General features: G+C 65.7%; 16 protein-coding genes. 8 read left to right on the top strand and 8 right to left on the bottom strand.

The window, feature by feature from the left end; translation table 11 throughout:
• The first annotated feature begins 28 nt into the window (after nt 1–28).
• A complete protein-coding gene (locus ACIBJI_RS09320; RefSeq protein WP_364342833.1) occupies nt 29–796 on the top strand; it encodes a tyrosine-protein phosphatase in 768 nt (255 codons plus the stop codon).
• Here the strand turns inward: ACIBJI_RS09320 and ACIBJI_RS09325 are convergent.
• On the bottom strand, nt 782–2,053 hold the full coding sequence (locus ACIBJI_RS09325) for an aromatic ring-hydroxylating dioxygenase subunit alpha (protein WP_397083653.1): 1,272 nt from the start codon (nt 2,051–2,053) through the stop codon (nt 782–784). The genes ACIBJI_RS09320 and ACIBJI_RS09325 overlap by 15 nt on opposite strands.
• Nucleotides 2,054–2,237: 184 nt before the next feature.
• Between ACIBJI_RS09325 and ACIBJI_RS09330 the strand changes: the two genes are divergently transcribed.
• The gene (locus ACIBJI_RS09330; RefSeq protein ID WP_396958108.1) at nt 2,238–2,816 is read left to right on the top strand and encodes a TetR/AcrR family transcriptional regulator; all 579 of its coding nucleotides are present in this window, start codon (nt 2,238–2,240) and stop codon (nt 2,814–2,816) included.
• A 231-nt stretch (nt 2,817–3,047) separates the two neighbouring features.
• On the opposite strand, the gene ACIBJI_RS09335 is transcribed toward ACIBJI_RS09330, so the two are convergent.
• Nucleotides 3,048–4,499 (bottom strand): amidase, encoded by a 1,452-nt coding sequence (locus tag ACIBJI_RS09335; protein ID WP_396958107.1) that lies wholly within the window; start codon nt 4,497–4,499, stop codon nt 3,048–3,050.
• A gap of 564 nt (nt 4,500–5,063) precedes the next feature.
• Here ACIBJI_RS09335 and ACIBJI_RS09340 point away from each other — a divergent pair.
• Complete coding sequence (locus tag ACIBJI_RS09340) at nt 5,064–5,957, top strand: acyl-CoA thioesterase (RefSeq protein ID WP_397083655.1); 894 nt, start codon at nt 5,064–5,066, stop codon at nt 5,955–5,957.
• 15 nt (nt 5,958–5,972) lie between these two features.
• Nucleotides 5,973–6,356 carry a DUF427 domain-containing protein gene (locus ACIBJI_RS09345; RefSeq protein ID WP_364342842.1) on the top strand — a complete coding sequence of 128 codons (384 nt, stop codon included), beginning with the start codon at nt 5,973–5,975 and terminating at the stop codon, nt 6,354–6,356.
• Nucleotides 6,357–6,503: 147 nt separating this feature from the next.
• Here ACIBJI_RS09345 and ACIBJI_RS09350 read toward each other — a convergent pair whose 3' ends face one another.
• From ACIBJI_RS09350 to ACIBJI_RS09375, 6 genes are read right to left on the bottom strand one after another with little or no spacing between them, the layout of a single operon-like run.
• On the bottom strand, nt 6,504–8,060 hold the full coding sequence (locus tag ACIBJI_RS09350) for an MFS transporter (protein ID WP_364342845.1): 1,557 nt from the start codon (nt 8,058–8,060) through the stop codon (nt 6,504–6,506).
• An 8-nt stretch (nt 8,061–8,068) separates the two neighbouring features.
• A complete protein-coding gene (locus tag ACIBJI_RS09355) occupies nt 8,069–8,905 on the bottom strand; it encodes a mycofactocin-coupled SDR family oxidoreductase (protein WP_364342848.1) in 837 nt (278 codons plus the stop codon).
• Nucleotides 8,906–8,908: 3 nt separating this feature from the next.
• The gene (locus tag ACIBJI_RS09360; RefSeq protein ID WP_396958102.1) at nt 8,909–9,574 is read right to left on the bottom strand and encodes an SRPBCC family protein; all 666 of its coding nucleotides are present in this window, start codon (nt 9,572–9,574) and stop codon (nt 8,909–8,911) included.
• Complete coding sequence (locus tag ACIBJI_RS09365) at nt 9,571–10,056, bottom strand: (2Fe-2S)-binding protein (protein WP_364342853.1); 486 nt, start codon at nt 10,054–10,056, stop codon at nt 9,571–9,573. The genes ACIBJI_RS09360 and ACIBJI_RS09365 overlap by 4 nt, the downstream gene beginning before the upstream one ends.
• On the bottom strand, nt 10,049–10,924 hold the full coding sequence (locus ACIBJI_RS09370; protein WP_364342856.1) for an FAD binding domain-containing protein: 876 nt from the start codon (nt 10,922–10,924) through the stop codon (nt 10,049–10,051). Before ACIBJI_RS09370 ends, ACIBJI_RS09365 begins: the two co-directional genes overlap by 8 nt.
• Nucleotides 10,921–13,293, bottom strand: coding sequence for a xanthine dehydrogenase family protein molybdopterin-binding subunit (locus tag ACIBJI_RS09375; RefSeq protein WP_364342860.1), 2,373 nt, complete (start codon nt 13,291–13,293; stop codon nt 10,921–10,923). Before ACIBJI_RS09375 ends, ACIBJI_RS09370 begins: the two co-directional genes overlap by 4 nt.
• A gap of 300 nt (nt 13,294–13,593) precedes the next feature.
• Between ACIBJI_RS09375 and ACIBJI_RS09380 the strand changes: the two genes are divergently transcribed.
• The 4 genes from ACIBJI_RS09380 to ACIBJI_RS09395 all read left to right on the top strand — a co-directional run bounded on the left by ACIBJI_RS09380 (nt 13,594) and on the right by ACIBJI_RS09395 (nt 16,681).
• On the top strand, nt 13,594–13,905 hold the full coding sequence (locus tag ACIBJI_RS09380; protein WP_364342863.1) for a hypothetical protein: 312 nt from the start codon (nt 13,594–13,596) through the stop codon (nt 13,903–13,905).
• Nucleotides 13,906–13,940: 35 nt separating this feature from the next.
• Complete coding sequence (locus tag ACIBJI_RS09385; protein WP_364342866.1) at nt 13,941–14,657, top strand: TetR family transcriptional regulator; 717 nt, start codon at nt 13,941–13,943, stop codon at nt 14,655–14,657.
• 358 nt (nt 14,658–15,015) lie between these two features.
• Nucleotides 15,016–15,363, top strand: coding sequence for a 2Fe-2S iron-sulfur cluster-binding protein (locus ACIBJI_RS09390; protein WP_397083743.1), 348 nt, complete (start codon nt 15,016–15,018; stop codon nt 15,361–15,363).
• 22 nt (nt 15,364–15,385) lie between these two features.
• The gene (locus tag ACIBJI_RS09395; RefSeq protein ID WP_364342869.1) at nt 15,386–16,681 is read left to right on the top strand and encodes a cytochrome P450; all 1,296 of its coding nucleotides are present in this window, start codon (nt 15,386–15,388) and stop codon (nt 16,679–16,681) included.
• Nucleotides 16,682–16,683 lie beyond the last annotated feature (2 nt).

A 16,683-nucleotide genomic window follows, 5' to 3' on the forward strand; every position in this document is an offset into this window, starting at 1 on the left:
GTATTCTCAGAAATAGGAGTCGGCGCAAATGCGCGAGCGTGTCCTCACCCTGCAGGGTGCGACGAACTTCCGCGATCTCGGCGGCTATCGGACCGTCGACGGCGGATACACACGCTGGGGCATGGTCTATCGCTCCGACGCTCCGCACCGGCTCAGCATCGCCGACCTCGCCATCGTCGAGCGCCTCGGTCTGCTCGTCGCCTACGACCTGCGCACCGACGAGGAGCGCGACCGCTCCCCCTCGGCGCTGCCCGCGACCGTGCGTCGGATACCGCTCACCATCGGCGGCACCGCGGCCCACACCCGGGCCAACGCCGAGCTGATCCGCACCCGGCCCGCGGAAATTCCCGACGACTTCCTCGCCGAAATGTACCGCCGTATGGTCGATTTCGACGCCGAGATATTCGGGCGGATACTCTCTGACTTAGCCGACGCGAACGGTACCCCGGCCCTGATCCATTGCACCGCGGGCAAGGATCGCACCGGCGTCGCCGCCGCATTACTGCTGGCGGCGCTCGGCGTCGACGAGACGACAATTCTCGACGACTACGAATTGAGCGCCATCCACTTCACCGAGCGGCGCCTGCCCCGCCTGCTCGCGCGCCTGCCCGAGGATGTCGACCCCGCGCGCTACCGCGCGGTCTTCGGCGCACCGCGGCTGGCGATGGCCACCATGCTCACCACGCTTCGGGAAAACCACGGAAGTATTGAGGGCTACCTGCGTACCAGGGCCGGGTTGTCGCCCTCGACTCTCACCGCGCTGCGAGAGCGGTTGGTCCAGTCATCCGTTTCGTGACCGCGCCCGGTACCCGGCCACGAAGTCGGCAGCCTGCTTGTGCAAATGCCGCAACAGGATCTCCTGGTCATTGAGCGGAAACTCGGTGACCGCCCGTGATTCGAGCATGGTCTGGGTGGCCTCGAGGGTGTTGCAGTCTTGCAGGCCGAATTCCTTGAACGTGAGGGCGGCCAGTTCTTGCCGCAACCGGTCGGTGGCGTTGCGCGCCGGGGCGAAATAGCAGGTGCCCTCGAAGATGTGCTTGTTGTAGGCGGTCGGCCAGTAGTGATACGTCAGGTACCAGCCCGGCGCCCACACGACGATCATGAAATTCGGGAAGAAGACGTAGGAGTCCAGGCCCCATGCCCGGTGCCGGGTCGGGTTCAGTCCGGGTGGCAGATTGTCCAGCGCGGGAATGTCCGGGCGATCCCAGGCGCCGAAATTGCCGCTGCGCAATACCCTTTCGATCGGCTTGACCATATTCAGATCCTTCGGCGGCGCCATGCCACCCCATGAGGACACCATGCCGTGCGGCCCGTCCAGTTCGTAGTGCAGCGCCTCGAAGCCGAAGTTCGACAGCTTCTGCGACTCCCCGGCCACGTACTGCTTCGCATGCAGGATGGGCGCGTGGTAGAACTCGGCGAAGGCATCGACGTAGAGCTTCCAGTTACTCCCGACCTCGGCCTGGTACTTGTACATCGCGGTCATCTTCCCGAACGGGTAGCCCGCCAGTCCTGCGGCGAACTTGCCGAGATAGTCGGTCAGCGGCGCGGCATCGTCATCGAGATTGACGAAGACGAAGCCCTCCCACACTTCGCAGCGCACCGACTTCAGACCGAACCGGTCCTTGTCGAAGTCGAAGAACTCCTGCTCCTGCTGTACGAAAGTGGCCTCGCCGGCGAGGTTGTAGCGCCAGGCGTGGTACTTGCAGGTGAACTGTCGGCAGGTACCGGCTGTCTCCTGCCCGGGATAGTCGTCCCAGACCAGCTTGTTGCCGCGATGGCGACAGATATTGTGGAATGCGCGGATTCGCTGATCATTGTCCTTGACGATGATCAGCGAAGTGTTCACCACCGCAAGCTCTTTGGTGAAGTAGCTACCCATACGCGGAAGCTGTTCCACCCGACCGACATTCAGCCAGGTCCGCGCGAAGATCGCGTCGCGCTCGAGCTCATAGTGCTCCGGCGAGATCGAGTCCTCGAACGACACCAGGCCGGTGCCGAGCTCTGGATAATGCTCCGTCCACGACCCCTCCGCCGGCTTCGCGAAATGCGGCATCTGCAGCTCCCGTCATATCGAATACCGCGGCCGATTGGGCCGCCGACACGCGTGAATGCTAGTCGTTCGTAAAGTAGATTGCTAGTCGTTCGTACAGCAGATCACTAGCCATTCGTAAAGTAAAATCCTGGCCGATCGTCAAGTACAGTCGTATGCACCACGACGAGCCCACCGGAAGGAAGGCATGACCAGGGCAGATGTTGTCGCGCGCGAAGCCGATAGTCGGCAGCGCCTAATCGACGCCGCGGTAGCACTTTTCATCCGCCACAGCTTTGCCGGGACCTCGCTACAAATGATCGCCGACGAGCTGGGCTTCACCAAGGCCGCGATCTACTACCACTTCCGCACCCGCGAACAACTACTCCTCGCCGTGCTGCGGCCACTGCTGCAACAACTCCGGTCGGTGATCGAGACCGCCGAACAGCAACGCACCGCGCGCGCCCGCGCCGAGTCGATGCTGAACGGTTACGCCGAACTCGTCGCGGCGAGCCGATCGATCGCCGCCGTCGTGACCACCGATCCCAGCGTCATTCGCGTGGTGCGTGAGCAACCGGATTGGCGCGAGGTGATCGACCGGCCTGTCGCGCTACTGGCAGCACCCACCCCCGGACCGGATGGTGTTATCGCGGCCACCGCGGTGCTGACCGGTCTGGCCGGCGCTGCGTCCGGCGCACCGAACGACGTCGACCAGCAGACTCTGCACCAACAGTTGCTCGACATCGGCCGCCGGACACTGGGACTGCGTAGACCGCGAAACCTATGACGCGGCAGCGCATTTCGGAAGGAACAAACCACCGCCAGACCGCTGGAGTTTCCGGGGACTTCCCGTCCGGCTCGACAAATTCATTGCGCCGGAATGGATCTGAGCGAGCCTCGGCTGAACTGCTGCGCCCGGCGGTGTTCGACAATGCTGCGGGATCGGCGTACCGGCCGCCGGACGGTGAGCGCTGCCGTTCGGCACTGGCGAAGTGACCAGGATCCGACGGGGTGCGGCCTATTCCGGTGCCTCGAACCCGCCGATCTCCTGCTCGAGCAGTTCGGCCAAGCGCAGCGGGGTCCGATCCTCGAACATCGGACCGATGAGCTGCACGCCCACCGGCAGGCCCTCGGGGGACCGGCCCGCTGGTATGGCGGTTGCAGGAAGGCCGGGCATGGTCGCCAGACCAGCCCAGACGAGCTGGTCGGCGAACGGGTATGCCACGCCGTCGATGTCGATCCGCCGGTCTCCCAGACTGGGAGTGTGGTCATGCGGGAACGCGGGAGTCGGCGTGATCGGACAGACCACGGCATCGAACTCGGCGAACAGCTGCCGCCAGCCGTGGCGGTGGCGCTCGCGACGGTTGTTGGCCTCGATCCAGTCGCGGTGGCTGAACACCGCGCCGCGCAACCGCACCGCGTCGAGACTCCGGTCGTCCGCGTTCAATCCAGCGGCGTGGGTCCGCAACTGCTCGTACCTGTCCGCGGGATACATTGCGGCGAGGTTCGCCAGCAGCAACTGCGTGTAGAGCGTCGCGGCCTCGGTCAGATCGGGCAGCAGCGGACTGTGCCGTTCGACGCGAGCACCACCGGCGACGAGTGCGTCGGCGACTCGGTTCACCGCGGCTCGCACTGCGGACCCGGTCGGAATGAGCGGATGGTCGTCGACGACCAGCACACGGAAATCGGAGAGCCGCTCGCCGCGCGCAACCGGCAGAGCCAGGTCGAACGCGACGCCGAGCGTCAGCGGATCCGGTCCAGCCATCACGTCCAACAGCAGCGTGAGGTCGCGGGCGGTGCGCGCCATCGGCCCGACGACGGCGAGGTCGCGCTCGGATGGCAGCGCCGGCGCGGGCGGCGGGACATGACCGCGGCTCGCCACCAACCCGTACGACGGCTTATGCGCGTAGACGCCGCAGAAATGCGCGGGGGTGCGCAGCGAACCGCCGATGTCGGAGCCGATGGACAGCGCGCCGAACCCGCATGCGAGGGCAGCCGCAGATCCGCCGGAGGATCCGCCCGGAGTGCGGCCGAGATCCCACGGGTTGTTGGTGGTGCCGTAGATCTCGTTGAAGCTCTGCAGATCCCCCAGCATGAACGGCACATTGGTCTTACCGAGCACCACCGCGCCCGCGGCTTTCAGCCGCGACACCTGTACCGCATCCTCGGCGGGCACATAGTTGGCATAAGGCGACATGCCCCAAGTCGTCGGCAGCCCGGCGATGTTGTAGGACTCTTTGACCGTCACCGGAACGCCGAGCAGCGGCCGATCCTCGCCGCGAGCACGCGCCTCGTCAGCACTGCGCGCGGCGGCACGCGCCGGTTCGAAGTCCGGCACACAGATCGCGTTGATCGCCTTGTCGTCCCGCTCGATCCGGGCGATCGCCTCGTCGGTCAATTCCGCCGAGGTCACTTCACCGGCACGCAACGCGACCGCGAGCTGTTCAGCCGACCGGAAACTCCACTCCATTGAACCGACCCTACCGGCCCGGCGCACGCGCTCGACGAATATCTGGTAGACACACCGAGCTGAGTACGTTCGTTTGCGAATTGTGTAGTGATACTTGATTTTCCGCAGACTGCTCAGGCGCCTGGTCGCTTCGCCGTGCGGATGGGAATAGACCCTCTACGGCGGAGGCGATCGCGACCGGGCGGGCCGGGACTCGGCGACCGCGCTCGAGTCGGCCAGCGAAGCCTAGGTCACCGCTGGGTCCACGGATCCCGGCGTAGCCCGAGGCCGTACGCGCTGTCGTTGGCGATACGAACCGCATCGTTCTCGTTATCCTAGGGTCGATCCCGACTGGCGAGAATGATATTCTCGAATTGAGAAGGAGAACTATCCATAGCTCTCGCCGTCGTTGCGTCTGGAACGATCTGGGCCACCGCCCCGCGGCGATCCGACGAAATACCGCTTGGACGTAGTACTCATCGTCGGCGCCTACGCAGTGGTGGCTATGGCATTGCCTTCGTTCGGCGTCGAGCCCGAGATCGAGCTGCTTCCATATCTTCCGAGCGGCCACTGAGTGAGAGCCATATGTTGAGCAGCGATATGCGGGCAGACATCGCGGCACCTGCATGGACACAGGCGGAACTGCAGCGCCTGATGGATGTCCAGCCGTGCGCCATTGGCCGATATCTGGCCCCGGCCCACGGTCCGACGGCCCGCGATGTAGTCGAAGCCGGGCAATTGCTCGGCGACGCGGTAGTGGCAGCGGCCAAACACGTGCCGCATCAGCGCGTTACCTCGGCATCGATGATCTTCTCGCGCGCGGCCGCGCATACAGCTCCGCTCGATATCGAGGTCGATGCGCTGCGGTCCGGGCGCACCTTCACCACCGCGCAGGTCACCATTCGCCAGCTCGATTCGCCGCGCTGCGCGGGGATCGTACTGCTCGATGCCGGTGCGCCCGACCTGATCCGCTCGGCGGCCCCGATGCCCCGGGTAGACCCGCCTGCTCGGCTGCGTCCACTCGCGATTACGGGCACCGAGGTGGACGGTCGCGATATGCGGGTGGTCGACGACGCTTACGACCCGGATCCGAATCGGGTCGGCCCGCCGGAGTTGTTCGTCTGGACGCGATTCCGCGACGCACCGGAGCAGGACTACCTGCATGCCGCGCTGCTGACCCAGTCCAGTACCCATTGGACGGTGGCCGCCGCGCTGCGCCCGCACGCGGGTTTCGGCGAAGCGATGGCACATCGGTCGATCTCGACCGGAATCACCATGGCCACCATCACATTCCACGACGATGTCGACGTGACGAAGTGGCTGCTGTACGCGACCCGCGTCACCTACGCTGGGCGCGGCCACGCTCAGAGCGAAGGCCGGGTTCATACCGAAGACGGGACCGTAGTCGCCTCATACAGCGTGCACGCGATGATGCGCGGCCTCCAACCACGCGCTGCGACCCCCGATACCCTGCTCTGACCCACAGGAGACCTCGTGGAGCCATCGGGCTATATCGATCGGCCGGATTATCGCGTCGATATCCGGCGCATCCGCAATCTGGTGCGTGTCACCTACGGCGACCAGATATTCGCCGAGTCGACCGCGAGTCTGCTTGTCGCGGAACAGGATCACGGCATCGTGTGCTATCTGCCCGCATCCGATGTGCGCTTCGACCTGCTCGTCCCCCACGAGCAGACCTCGCGCTGCCCGTTCAAGGGCACGGCGCGCTACTGGCGTCCGGCCGATGGCCCGGATCCGATCGCCTGGGAATACGCCGAGCCCTATCCGGAGGTCGCGATATTGAGCGGCCACATCGCTTTCTATCAGGATCGAGTCCGCGTCGAGGTGGGCGTAGCCACCCCTGCGGTCATCCAGTAAGTCCCTGGCCGCTCATTCGCTCGATCGGGAGTGGGGCACGAGGCCGAGGTTCGGGGTCGGCGGCCGCTTTGCTGATGAGCGTCGATGGCCGTACCGCGCTCTGCAGCAGTTCGCCTCACTCGGTCTGCCGCTGCAGCACAGTCGGGGCTAGTCGGGTTCGGCCGCCTGAGTGGAACTCGTGGTGGCGGTGGGTGGGGTTCGACCACGGCGCCGCCCCGGAGCCAATAGGCCGATGGCAACTGCGGCGACCAAGGTCAGTGCGCCGAGGATCGCCGCTGCTTGGCGGACGCCGTGGACGAATGCGGCCTTGGCCGCGTCGGCGAGGGGTTGCGCTTGCGGGCCCAGATGCTCAGCCACGGCCAGTGCGCCGACGAGTGAGCCGGCGACCGGACTGCGCATCTGTTGCGGGAGCATCGGCAGGATCGTCGCGATCTGGTGGCCGTAACCCGCGGCGAGAATGCTTCCGGCCAAGGCTATTCCGATCGCGGCGCCGACCTCGCGCGATACGTCGTTCACGGCTGCCGCGACGCCGTGCTGGTCGGCAGGTACACCCGCCATGATCGCGGTCGTGGCAGGTGCCGCCGACAGGCTGATGCCGAGACTGACGATCAGCAGCGGCCAGACGACATCGAAATAGGTGCCATCGACCGTCAAGTGGGCGACCGCCAGGAGCCCGACACCCAGCAGTGCGAGACCGCAGAAGGTTTGCAGCCGCAAGCCGAATCGCTCGGCGAGCCACGGCGAGATCGGCGAGATGGTCACGAACGGAATCATCATCGGCGCCATGGCCAGTGCCGAGATGAGCGGACGGTAGCCGAGAATCAATTGCAGGAACTGCACGACGAGCATGAACATGCCGAACGAAACCAGGAATTGAATTGCGACGGAGGCGGTCCCGGTGCCGAATCGACGGTCGGCGAACAGCCGGACGTCGAGCAGCGGCGCCGGCACCCGCAATTCGATCAGCGTGAATGCTCCGATCGATAGGATGCCGCCGACGGCGGCACCGATCACCAGCGGATGCGACCAGCCGAGCTGAGGCGTCTCGGTCGCCGCCGCCACGATCAGGCCGACGCCGATTGCCGAGGTCAGCGTGCCCCACGGGTCGATGCCGGGCCGTGCCGATGCGATCGATTCGGGGATGACGCACCCGGTGACGGCAAGCAGCGCGCTGGATGCGCTCATCGCCGCCATGATCGAAAGCCAGGTCCAGAACTGAAACAGCACACCGGACACGAGGATTCCGCCCACCGCGCCCATACCCACGGAACCGGCCCACATCCCGACGGCGACGCCGCGCCTGCTCTCCGGCAATCCGGCGGTGAGCAGCGACAGCGTCGACGGCATCACCAGCGCGGCGCCGACCCCGGCCGCCGAACGAGCCGCGATCAGCCATATCGGACCGTCCAACAGCAGCGGCACAGCGGAGAAGAGCGCGAACACCCCCAGACCGGTGAGCAGCATCCTGCGGCGTCCGTACCGGTCGCCTAATGCGCCGCCGGGCAACACCAGACAGGCCAGCGCGAGGGTGTAGCCATCGACGATCCAGGTCAGCTGCTGCTGGGTGGCGCCGGTAGCCGCGGCAATCTCGGGCAACGCGGTGTAGAGCGCGGCCATCGACGCGACGATAAGCGCCACCGCCGCACAGGACAGCATCAGCGCCCACCGCTGGATGACGGACAACCGCGTCGCGGTGGAGTCCATGGCCTGCCCTACTTCAGCATCATGCCGCCGTCGACCGGTAATGCCACCCCTGTGATGTAACGGGCGTCGTCGGAAGCAAGGAACAGCACCGCGTTGCTGATATCTTCCGGCTCCACCCAGGCGATCGGCAGCACGTGGAACATCTGCGCGACGGGGATGAAGTCGTCGACGGTCGGATTCTCCAGATCCGGTCGGAACATGCGGAAGGTGGGCTCGTTCAGCAGCATCGGCGTCGCCACGTTCGTAGGGCAGATCGCGTTCACGCGAATGCTCTTGTCCCCCAACTCCATTGCCAGCGAGCGCATGATGCCGATGACACCGTGCTTGGCAGCGGCATAGTGGCCGATATTCGGGACGGCGCGCAGGCCGCCGATCGAGCTGGTGAGCACGATCGACCCGCCGCGACCGCCCGCGACGATATGCGGCACCGAGACCCGGGTGGTCATCCAGACGCCGGTCATATTGACATCGATCATGTCGCGCCAGGTCTGTTCGCTCATCTTGTCCATCGCATCGCCATCGCTGGCCAACCCGGCATTGGCCACCACGATGTCGAGGCGACCGAGTTGTGCGACACCGTCGTCGACCACGGCCTGCATGGTCTCCAGATCGCGCACGTCGGCCTCGACGGCGATGATGCGCCGGCCGGTCGCCTCGACAAGCGCGACCGTTTCGGCCAGGTCGTCCGGTGTCGACATCGGAATGGTGACACCGTCGAGCTGCTTACAGACGTCGACGGCGATGATGTCGGCGCCCTCCTGCGCCAGTTTCACGGCGTGGCTACGCCCCTGGCCGCGCGCTGCACCCGTGATGAAGGCGACCTTGCCCTCTACTCGTCCGGTCATCATTCACTCCCTGGATTCGTGGCCGCCGTCGGCCCGGTGCCGACGGCGAAGCAAAAGCAGAACGGTCAGCAGCACGGCGGCGGCGATCGCGCCGTAGCGCGCCGCACCGGTCATTCCGCTGACGGCGAGCAGATCGATCGGTGCGGCGGACTCGCGTGGCTCGGTGACCACGTCGGATTCGGCGCTGTGCGCATCGACCGAAGCGGATTCGGGTTCGGTGTGCGCCCCTGCGGTGATCTCGGCCGCGAGATTGGTGGCGAATGTTCCGATGAGCGTCCCGGCGACCTCGGCGAGCGCGCCGCGGCCGAATTGGGCCGGCTTGCCCGTAACGGCCAGGTCGGTTTCGACGAAAACCTCTGTCACGCCAGCGGATTCGACGAGTCGGCAGGTGATCATCGCCTTCGCGGTGCCGTTGCCGCGCGCCTCTCGCCCGCCGCCCTCGAGCACCGCGATCCCGGCCGCCTCGTCCTGAGAGGCGATCTTGATGGTGCCGGTATAGGACAGGGTGACCGGACCGAGTTTGACCTTGATCTTGCCGCGGTAGTCGTCGCCGTCGCGCCCGGTGATGGTCGCTCCGGGAACGCAGGGGGCGATCCGCTCGAGGTCGAGCAGCACCCGCCAGGCTTGTGCGGCGGGGGCGGGAATACTGAAGGTGTTCTCGAACTTCATGCGGACTCCTTCGCGATCGATTCCGCGGCCGCACGAACGGCTTTCACAATCCCCTGATATCCCGTGCACCGACAGACATTGCCGGACAATGCTTCTCGGATCTCGTCATCGGATGGATCTGGGCTTTCCTGCAAAAATGCGGTCACGCTGGTGATGAAACCCGGTGTGCAGAAACCACATTGGAGTCCGTGACAGTCACGGAAGGCGGCCTGCACCGGGGACAGGCGGCCGTCCGGCGATGCGATCCCCTCCACGGTCGTCACCTCCGCACCGTCGGCCTGCACGGCCAGGACCAGGCAGCCACGCACCGCCTGCCCGTCCAGCAATACCGTGCACGCACCGCACACCCCGTGCTCACAGCCCAGGTGGGTCCCGGTCAGCCCGCATATTTCGCGCAGGTAGTCGGCCAGCGTCAGCCGAGGTGGCACCCGATGGCGCCGGGCCCGCCCGTTGACCCGCACCTCGATTTCGATGTCAGTCATCACTCGCCTCCTCAACGGCGCGGCGCCAAGCGCGCGCCACCATCACCGCCCCGACCCGTTTGCGGTAGTCGGCCGTGCCGTGCAGATCGGACGCCACCGCGTCCAACGGTTCCGTTGCCGCGTGACCGACCTCGTCGGGAGCGACTTCGGCAATGTCGCGGCCGATCAGTTCCGCCTCGAGGGCGGTGGCCCTGCTCGGGGTGGGTCCGAGTCCGAAAAGACCGATACCGCACCGGTCTATGTGGGAGTCGGCGTCGAGGCCGACGGCCACGGCAGCACCCGCCAGCGCGAAATCGCCACTGCGGCGGGCGAATTCCTCGATCGCGAAACCACACCGGCCGCGCCGCGCCGGAAAGACGATCCCGGTCAACAGTTCGTCGGCGGCCAGTTCGGTGCTCCACATGCCGGTGAAGAAATCCGACGCGGACAGGGTGCGGCGCCCGCGCGGCGATTGAGCCTCGATTCGCGCGTCGAGAACCATGGCCACCGCCGGATATTCGGCCGCGGCATCGGCGTGCGCGATCGAGCCGCCTATCGTGCCGCGGTTACGGATCTGGGCATGACCGATCAGCGGGGTGGCCCGTGCCAGCAGTGGCACCGCTCGGTTGACTTCCGCGGACCGGCCGACCGTGGTGTGGGTGGCCCCCGCACCGATCCACACCGAGTCCACGCGCGACTCGATACCGCACAGTTGATCAATGCGGCGCACGTCGACGAGATGCTCGGGGACCGCCAACCGCAATGCCAGCATCGGCACCAGACTCTGCCCACCGGCGATGAGCTTCGCATCGTCACCGAGTTCGGCGAGCAGCTCGACGGCCGCCGTGGTGGAGATCGGCGCGTGATATTCGAACGGCGCGGGTTTCATGCCGACACCGTCCCGGTTACATCGGCGCGCGCCCGGTCGACCAGTGCCACAATCGCCGCGGGCGACAGCGGCAATTGGCCGACCTCCACGCCGAACGGTGCCAGGGCATCGACCACTGCATTGATCACGGCGGGCGCGGACCCGATCGCGCCGCCCTCGCCGACCCCCTTGAAACCGCCCGGACCGGGACTCGATGTCTCGACATGTCCGACCTCGATGACCGGCACCTCGGTCGCGGTGGGCAGCAGGTAGTCCATGAAGGTTGTGCTGATCGGATTCCCGCTGTCGTCATAGGCGAGGTGCTCGTACAGCGCGCCGCCGATGCCCTGGACGGTGCCGCCGAAGATCTGGCCCTCCACCACATCCGGGTTGATCATCGGCCCGCAGTCCTCGCTGACGATGTAGCGCAGCAAGGTCACCGCACCTGTTTCTATGTCGACCTCGCAGGTGCACACATGGGTCGCGTTGGCCCAGATCATCATGTGCGGCGTCCGATATCGGCCGCTGGCCTCCAAGCCCGCAGGCACTCCCGGCGGCAGGTCGTATCCGTTGAAATAGGCGATGTCGGCTATCTCGGCCAGCGTCATCGCCGCATCGGGCACGCCACGGACCCGCGCCTGTCCGCGGGTCAACTCCACATCCTCGATGGGCACGCCCAGCTTGTGCGCGGCGATCGCCACCATCCGCTCACGCAGTACGGAGGCCGTCTCCGCGATCGCGCCCGCCAGCATGGAACCCGACCGGCTGCCACCGGTGCCGCCGCCGAACGGTGTCAGTGCGGTATCACCTTGAATCGTGTGGACATCGGCGATGTCCACACCGAGCGCATCGGCGGTCAGCTGAATGACGGTGGTCTCCAAGCTGTTTCCCGATGATCCGCCCGACACATACACATTGACCTTCCCAGAGGGTTCGATCCGAATGGTCGCGCCTTCGGTGCTGTGCAACGGCGTACCGCCGGTGGTCGGTTCGAGGTAGGTGCAGGTGCCGACCCCGAGATAGCGTCCGTCCGCTCGGGCGCGCCGCTGCTGGTCACGGAAGGCGTCGTAGTCGAGCATGGCCAGTGCCTGCTCGAACGTCTCGGACGGCGACACATCGGAATACGGCATGCCATTGGGGTTGAACATCGGGAACTCGTCCTGTCGCAACATATTGCGTCGTCTCAGCGTCACCGGATCCATCCCCATCCGGCGCGCCGCGGCATCCAACAGCACCTCGCGGGCCACCGACTCGAACTGCCAGGGACCGCGATAGGCGACACGTCCCACGGTGTTCGAATACATAAGCCGCACATCGAAAGTCGCGGCAGGCACCCGGTACGGACCCGGGAACAGCATGCCGACCGGGATGGCGGCTGTCAGCGGTGACGGCGTCGGGTACGCGCCGACATTCTGCACGTAGTCGATGGCGGCGGCGAGAATGGTGCCATCCGCATCGAAGGCCATGCTGGCATCGCCGTGCTCGTGCCGGGCCATACCGCCCGCCATCAGGTTTTCCTGCCGATCCTCGATCCATTTCAGCGCCACCGGCAGCTTGCGGGCGGCCAGCACGATACAGACGTCCTCCCGCAACGGCGCGGCCTTGAGCCCGAAGCCGCCGCCGGTATCGCGCATGATGACCCGCACCGAATGTTCGGCGATACCCAACAGTCGCGCGCAGAAGCCGCGGATCTCGTGCGGCACCTGGGTGGATGCCCAGACCGTCAGCTCCCCGCTGGGAGCCCACCATTGCGCGATCAAACCCCGCGTCTCTATCGGCACCGGCGCGTACGCCTGTTGAAAGATCCGCTGCCGCACCACATATGCGGCGGAATCGAAGATCGGGTCGAGCTCTGCCGCAGGACGACCGCTCAGCGCGCCGGCTAGGTTGCCCGGGCACTGCGCATGCACTAGTTCGGCGGTTTCGTGTGCCGTGCGGTAGTCGACGACCGGCTCGAGCGGTTCGTAATCGACGACCACCAACTCGACCGCATCCTCGGCCACATACCGATCGAGGGCGACCACCAGGGCGACCGGATCACCGACGAACCGCACCTCGCCCTCGGCCAGCGGCGGCCGCGGCACCGGCGGCAGTCCGGGGGCGTCCAGCGAGTACGAGAACTGGTGCACTTCCGGATTCAGGTCGGCCGCGGTGAACACGGCATACACTCCGTCGAGCGCCGCGGCCGCCGCGGTGTCGATGCCGACGATGCGACCACGCGAGATCGGACTTCGCACGAAGCAGGCGTGCAGCATGCCCGGTCGATGCACATCGTCGACGAAACTGCCCGCGCCGGTCACCAACCGGAGGTCTTCGACCCTGGGGACCCGGGTGCCGACGAATCCGGCCGGCGGCGCTTCGGTCACCTGACGAATCCCGATATCTGTCATCAGGCGGGCCTCCCATTCACTGTGCGGAGCGTTTCCGCCACCACCGGATAAATGGTGTCGGGAAACGCTCGACCGGAAGAAATATGCACTACGGCAACGAAAGTCTGGGAACAGAGAAAAAGGGCATCGCAATCCGTTCGAATCAACGCGATCCGGCCCCCTCGGAGCCGCTCATCGCTGCTGATGAATTGTCTAGCACCGTATCCACAACGATGTCAAGAGTTCAATATGTCTTGACTGAGAATTACGATCTCCTATCAGGCACTTATGATTCTTTCACCTGCACCTGCCGTCGCGCAAATGTCGCCGAGCGGGTCGATCACGCGGGAACCGACCGTGTTATTACTGCGCTGGCACGCGACCGATACGCAATACACGATCGCGACCGTCGGCGGGGTGACCGGAAGCACTCCCCGACCGGGCCTCACCGACACCGAGCCGGCTCGCCCGCATTCACCTACCGGCCTGGATCTGAGCGGTCGGACCGAGGCCGCCGTCGCCGTCGCCGTCGGAACCGAAATCGTCGCGGTCCGTCGCGGCGGATCGACCCGACTGCCGCACGTCACCGATCGGCCGATCCATCCCACCGAAAGCGTTCCATCGCGACAGTAACACGGTTACTATGATAACCGTGTTACAGTTCTCGGGTGAGTCGGACAGCAGTACGGATTCCGTCGAAGAAGATCATCAAAACCGTGCTCGCACTGCTGCAGACCGACGGCTACGACGCCGTTCAACTGCGCGAGGTAGCGCGGCGCGCCCACGTATCCCTCGCGACCGTGTACAAGCTGTTTCCCACCCGGGACGCGTTGATCATCGCCGCGGTCCACGAGTGGATGGCCACCAACACCTATCCCGACATCGCACCGCCCACCCCCGAGGAATCGATCGCCGACGGCGTGATTCGCGTGCTGCGACATGTGTTCGAGCCGTGGGAGCGCAATCCAACGATGCTCGAGGCGTTCCACCGGGCCCACTCGGCTCCAGGCGGCGCGCGCCTGAGCGTCGACGGGTTCGCCGCGGTCCTGCCGGTAGCCGGACAGATCCTCGACGGTGCCGATCCCGAGTACCTCGAGGACATCGGACTGATACTGACCAACGTGATCTACGCCCTGATCGCGCGGGTCGCCGACAAGACCCTCGACATCGACGAGATCCTGCCGATACTCGAGCGCACCGTGCGGCGCCTCACCGCGGACAACACAGACCAGGACCGGGCCGTTCGCGAGCGGCGCAGCGCCACCGACCAGCGGCAGCCATTGGTACTGGATCCATCGATCACCGCACCTTTCGTACGAGAACGATCCCGGGACGCCGACGCGTCGGCGCAGGACGACGCCGCTCATCGACCGAACGCGGGCTAGCAGGTCCCGAGTACAGCCACACCGTCGGCCGAGTCGCCGCGACACCGCGGCCAGGCCACATCGGGGGGTGGTATTTCTGATCGGAAATCCGGTCGTTCAACAGAAATAGAATTAGGCCATACGGGTGACCGAATTTTTCGGTTCCCTAATTCGAGGCACCCTCCGATTACCATGCGGTGAAGGTGCATTCCAGCGACGCCGAAAAAAGGAATCGACAGCCGAGAAATATTTGCTCGCACCTATTGACCCGGCCCGCGACCACGCGCACAATCATCGGCGTAGCAAATCGAATCGGAAACTCGGATTCGATTTCGAGCAGCTTTCCCCGCATGCGCTGCCCCCTAATCCCACGAAAGTGATTTCGCGATCGATGTTGATCCCGCACACTCCCGCGCCCGCCGAACCCGGGCTACCTCACAATGCGGCGGTGGCCAATGGAATTGTGACAATTCACTTGGACGGTGCCACGACGTCACAGCCCGGCCGAGCCGGCGATACCGTGCTCGAAACCGCACGCCGGGCCGGGCTGACCCCACCGTTTTCCTGCGAGGCGGGCAACTGCGGAACCTGCATGGCCACCCTCGTCGATGGGCGGGTCGTGATGAAGGTGAACGACGCGCTGACCGACGACGACGTCGCGGCCGGCTACATCCTCACCTGCCAGGCCGTTCCCCAGACCACCTCGATCACTGTGGAATACCCATGACCTCCCGACCCAGGAGCCGACGATGACCGATTTCGATACCATCGACTACTTCACCGATCCGGCCCTCGTGCCCGATCCCTATCCGTATTACGACCATCTACGCGCCAAGTGCCCGGTGACCCGGGAGCCGCACTACAACGTCCTCGCGGTGACCGGATACGAGGAGGTCTCCGAGGTACTGCGGGACGCCGAGACGTTCTCGTCGTGCATCGCGGTGGGCGGCCCGTTCCCGCCACTGCCGTTCCAGCCCGAAGGCGAAGACATCAGCGCGCAGATCGAGCAGCACCGCACCCAACTGCCCATGTACGAGCACATGGTCACGATGGATCCGCCGGAGCACACCTATGCGCGGTCGGTGCTGAACCGGCTGTTGACGCCGGCGCGGCTGAAGGAGAACGAGGAGTTCATGTGGCGGCTGGCCGACCGCCAGCTCGACGAATTCCTGGCCAACGGCCGCTCCGAATTCGTCGCCGATTACGCGAAACCGTTCTCGCTCTTGGTAATCGCCGACCTGCTCGGCGTTCCGGAGCAGGACCACCAGGAGTTCCGGGTCGTGCTCGGTGCCGAGCGACCCGGCAGCCAGGTCGGTTCGCTGGACAAGGTAGCGGTGGGCATCAATCCCTTGGAGTGGCTCGACGAGAAGTTCAGTGCCTACATCAGCGATCGGCGGCGCGAGCCGCGCGATGATGTGCTGACCTCGCTGGCGCTGGCGAAATATCCGGATGGGTCGACCCCCGAGGTCCTCGATGTGGTCCGTTCGGCGACCTTCGTTTTCGCCGCGGGTCAGGAGACGACCGCCAAGCTGCTCGCCGCCGCGGTCCGCGTGCTCGGTGACGATCCGGAGCTGCAGCGGACGCTGCGTGCCGATCGCAGCCGCATCCCGGTCTTCATCGAGGAGACACTGCGCATGCACGCACCCGTCAAGAGCGGCTTCCGGCTCGCCCGCCGGTCCACCGAGGTCGGTGGGGTCGACGTACCGGCCGGATCCACGCTCATGTTCTGCCCCGGTGCGGCCAACCGCGACCCGAACCGGTTCGAGAACCCGCACGAGTTCCGCCTCGATCGCGCGAACTTCCGCGAGCACTTGGCTTTCGGACGCGGTGTGCACTCCTGCCCGGGAGGTCCGCTGGCACGGGTGGAGGGTCGGGTATCGCTCGAACGAATTCTGGATCGGATGCTGGACATCACGATCAATGCGGATGAGCACGGTCCCGCGGACGACCGCCGCTACCGCTACGAGCCGACCTACATCCTGCGCGGGCTCTCCGATCTGCACATCCGATTCACGCCACGAGACGCGTCCGCCCCGCGAGAGTGAGT

This window comes from Nocardia sp. NPDC050408, assembly GCF_044458905.1.
Lineage (GTDB): Bacteria > Actinomycetota > Actinomycetes > Mycobacteriales > Mycobacteriaceae > Nocardia.

Coding starts and splice junctions, on each gene's coding strand:
- ACIBJI_RS09340 (WP_397083655.1), top strand. CDS start 5,064: ATGTTGAGCAGCGATATGCGGGCAGACATCGCGGCACCTGCATGGACA.
- ACIBJI_RS09330 (WP_396958108.1), top strand. CDS start 2,238: ATGACCAGGGCAGATGTTGTCGCGCGCGAAGCCGATAGTCGGCAGCGC.
- ACIBJI_RS09395 (WP_364342869.1), top strand. CDS start 15,386: ATGACCGATTTCGATACCATCGACTACTTCACCGATCCGGCCCTCGTG.
- ACIBJI_RS09375 (WP_364342860.1), bottom strand. CDS start 13,293: ATGACAGATATCGGGATTCGTCAGGTGACCGAAGCGCCGCCGGCCGGA.
- ACIBJI_RS09350 (WP_364342845.1), bottom strand. CDS start 8,060: ATGGACTCCACCGCGACGCGGTTGTCCGTCATCCAGCGGTGGGCGCTG.
- ACIBJI_RS09320 (WP_364342833.1), top strand. CDS start 29: ATGCGCGAGCGTGTCCTCACCCTGCAGGGTGCGACGAACTTCCGCGAT.
- ACIBJI_RS09380 (WP_364342863.1), top strand. CDS start 13,594: ATGTCGCCGAGCGGGTCGATCACGCGGGAACCGACCGTGTTATTACTG.
- ACIBJI_RS09335 (WP_396958107.1), bottom strand. CDS start 4,499: ATGGAGTGGAGTTTCCGGTCGGCTGAACAGCTCGCGGTCGCGTTGCGT.
- ACIBJI_RS09360 (WP_396958102.1), bottom strand. CDS start 9,574: ATGAAGTTCGAGAACACCTTCAGTATTCCCGCCCCCGCCGCACAAGCC.
- ACIBJI_RS09355 (WP_364342848.1), bottom strand. CDS start 8,905: ATGACCGGACGAGTAGAGGGCAAGGTCGCCTTCATCACGGGTGCAGCG.
- ACIBJI_RS09365 (WP_364342853.1), bottom strand. CDS start 10,056: ATGACTGACATCGAAATCGAGGTGCGGGTCAACGGGCGGGCCCGGCGC.
- ACIBJI_RS09370 (WP_364342856.1), bottom strand. CDS start 10,924: ATGAAACCCGCGCCGTTCGAATATCACGCGCCGATCTCCACCACGGCG.
- ACIBJI_RS09325 (WP_397083653.1), bottom strand. CDS start 2,053: ATGCCGCATTTCGCGAAGCCGGCGGAGGGGTCGTGGACGGAGCATTAT.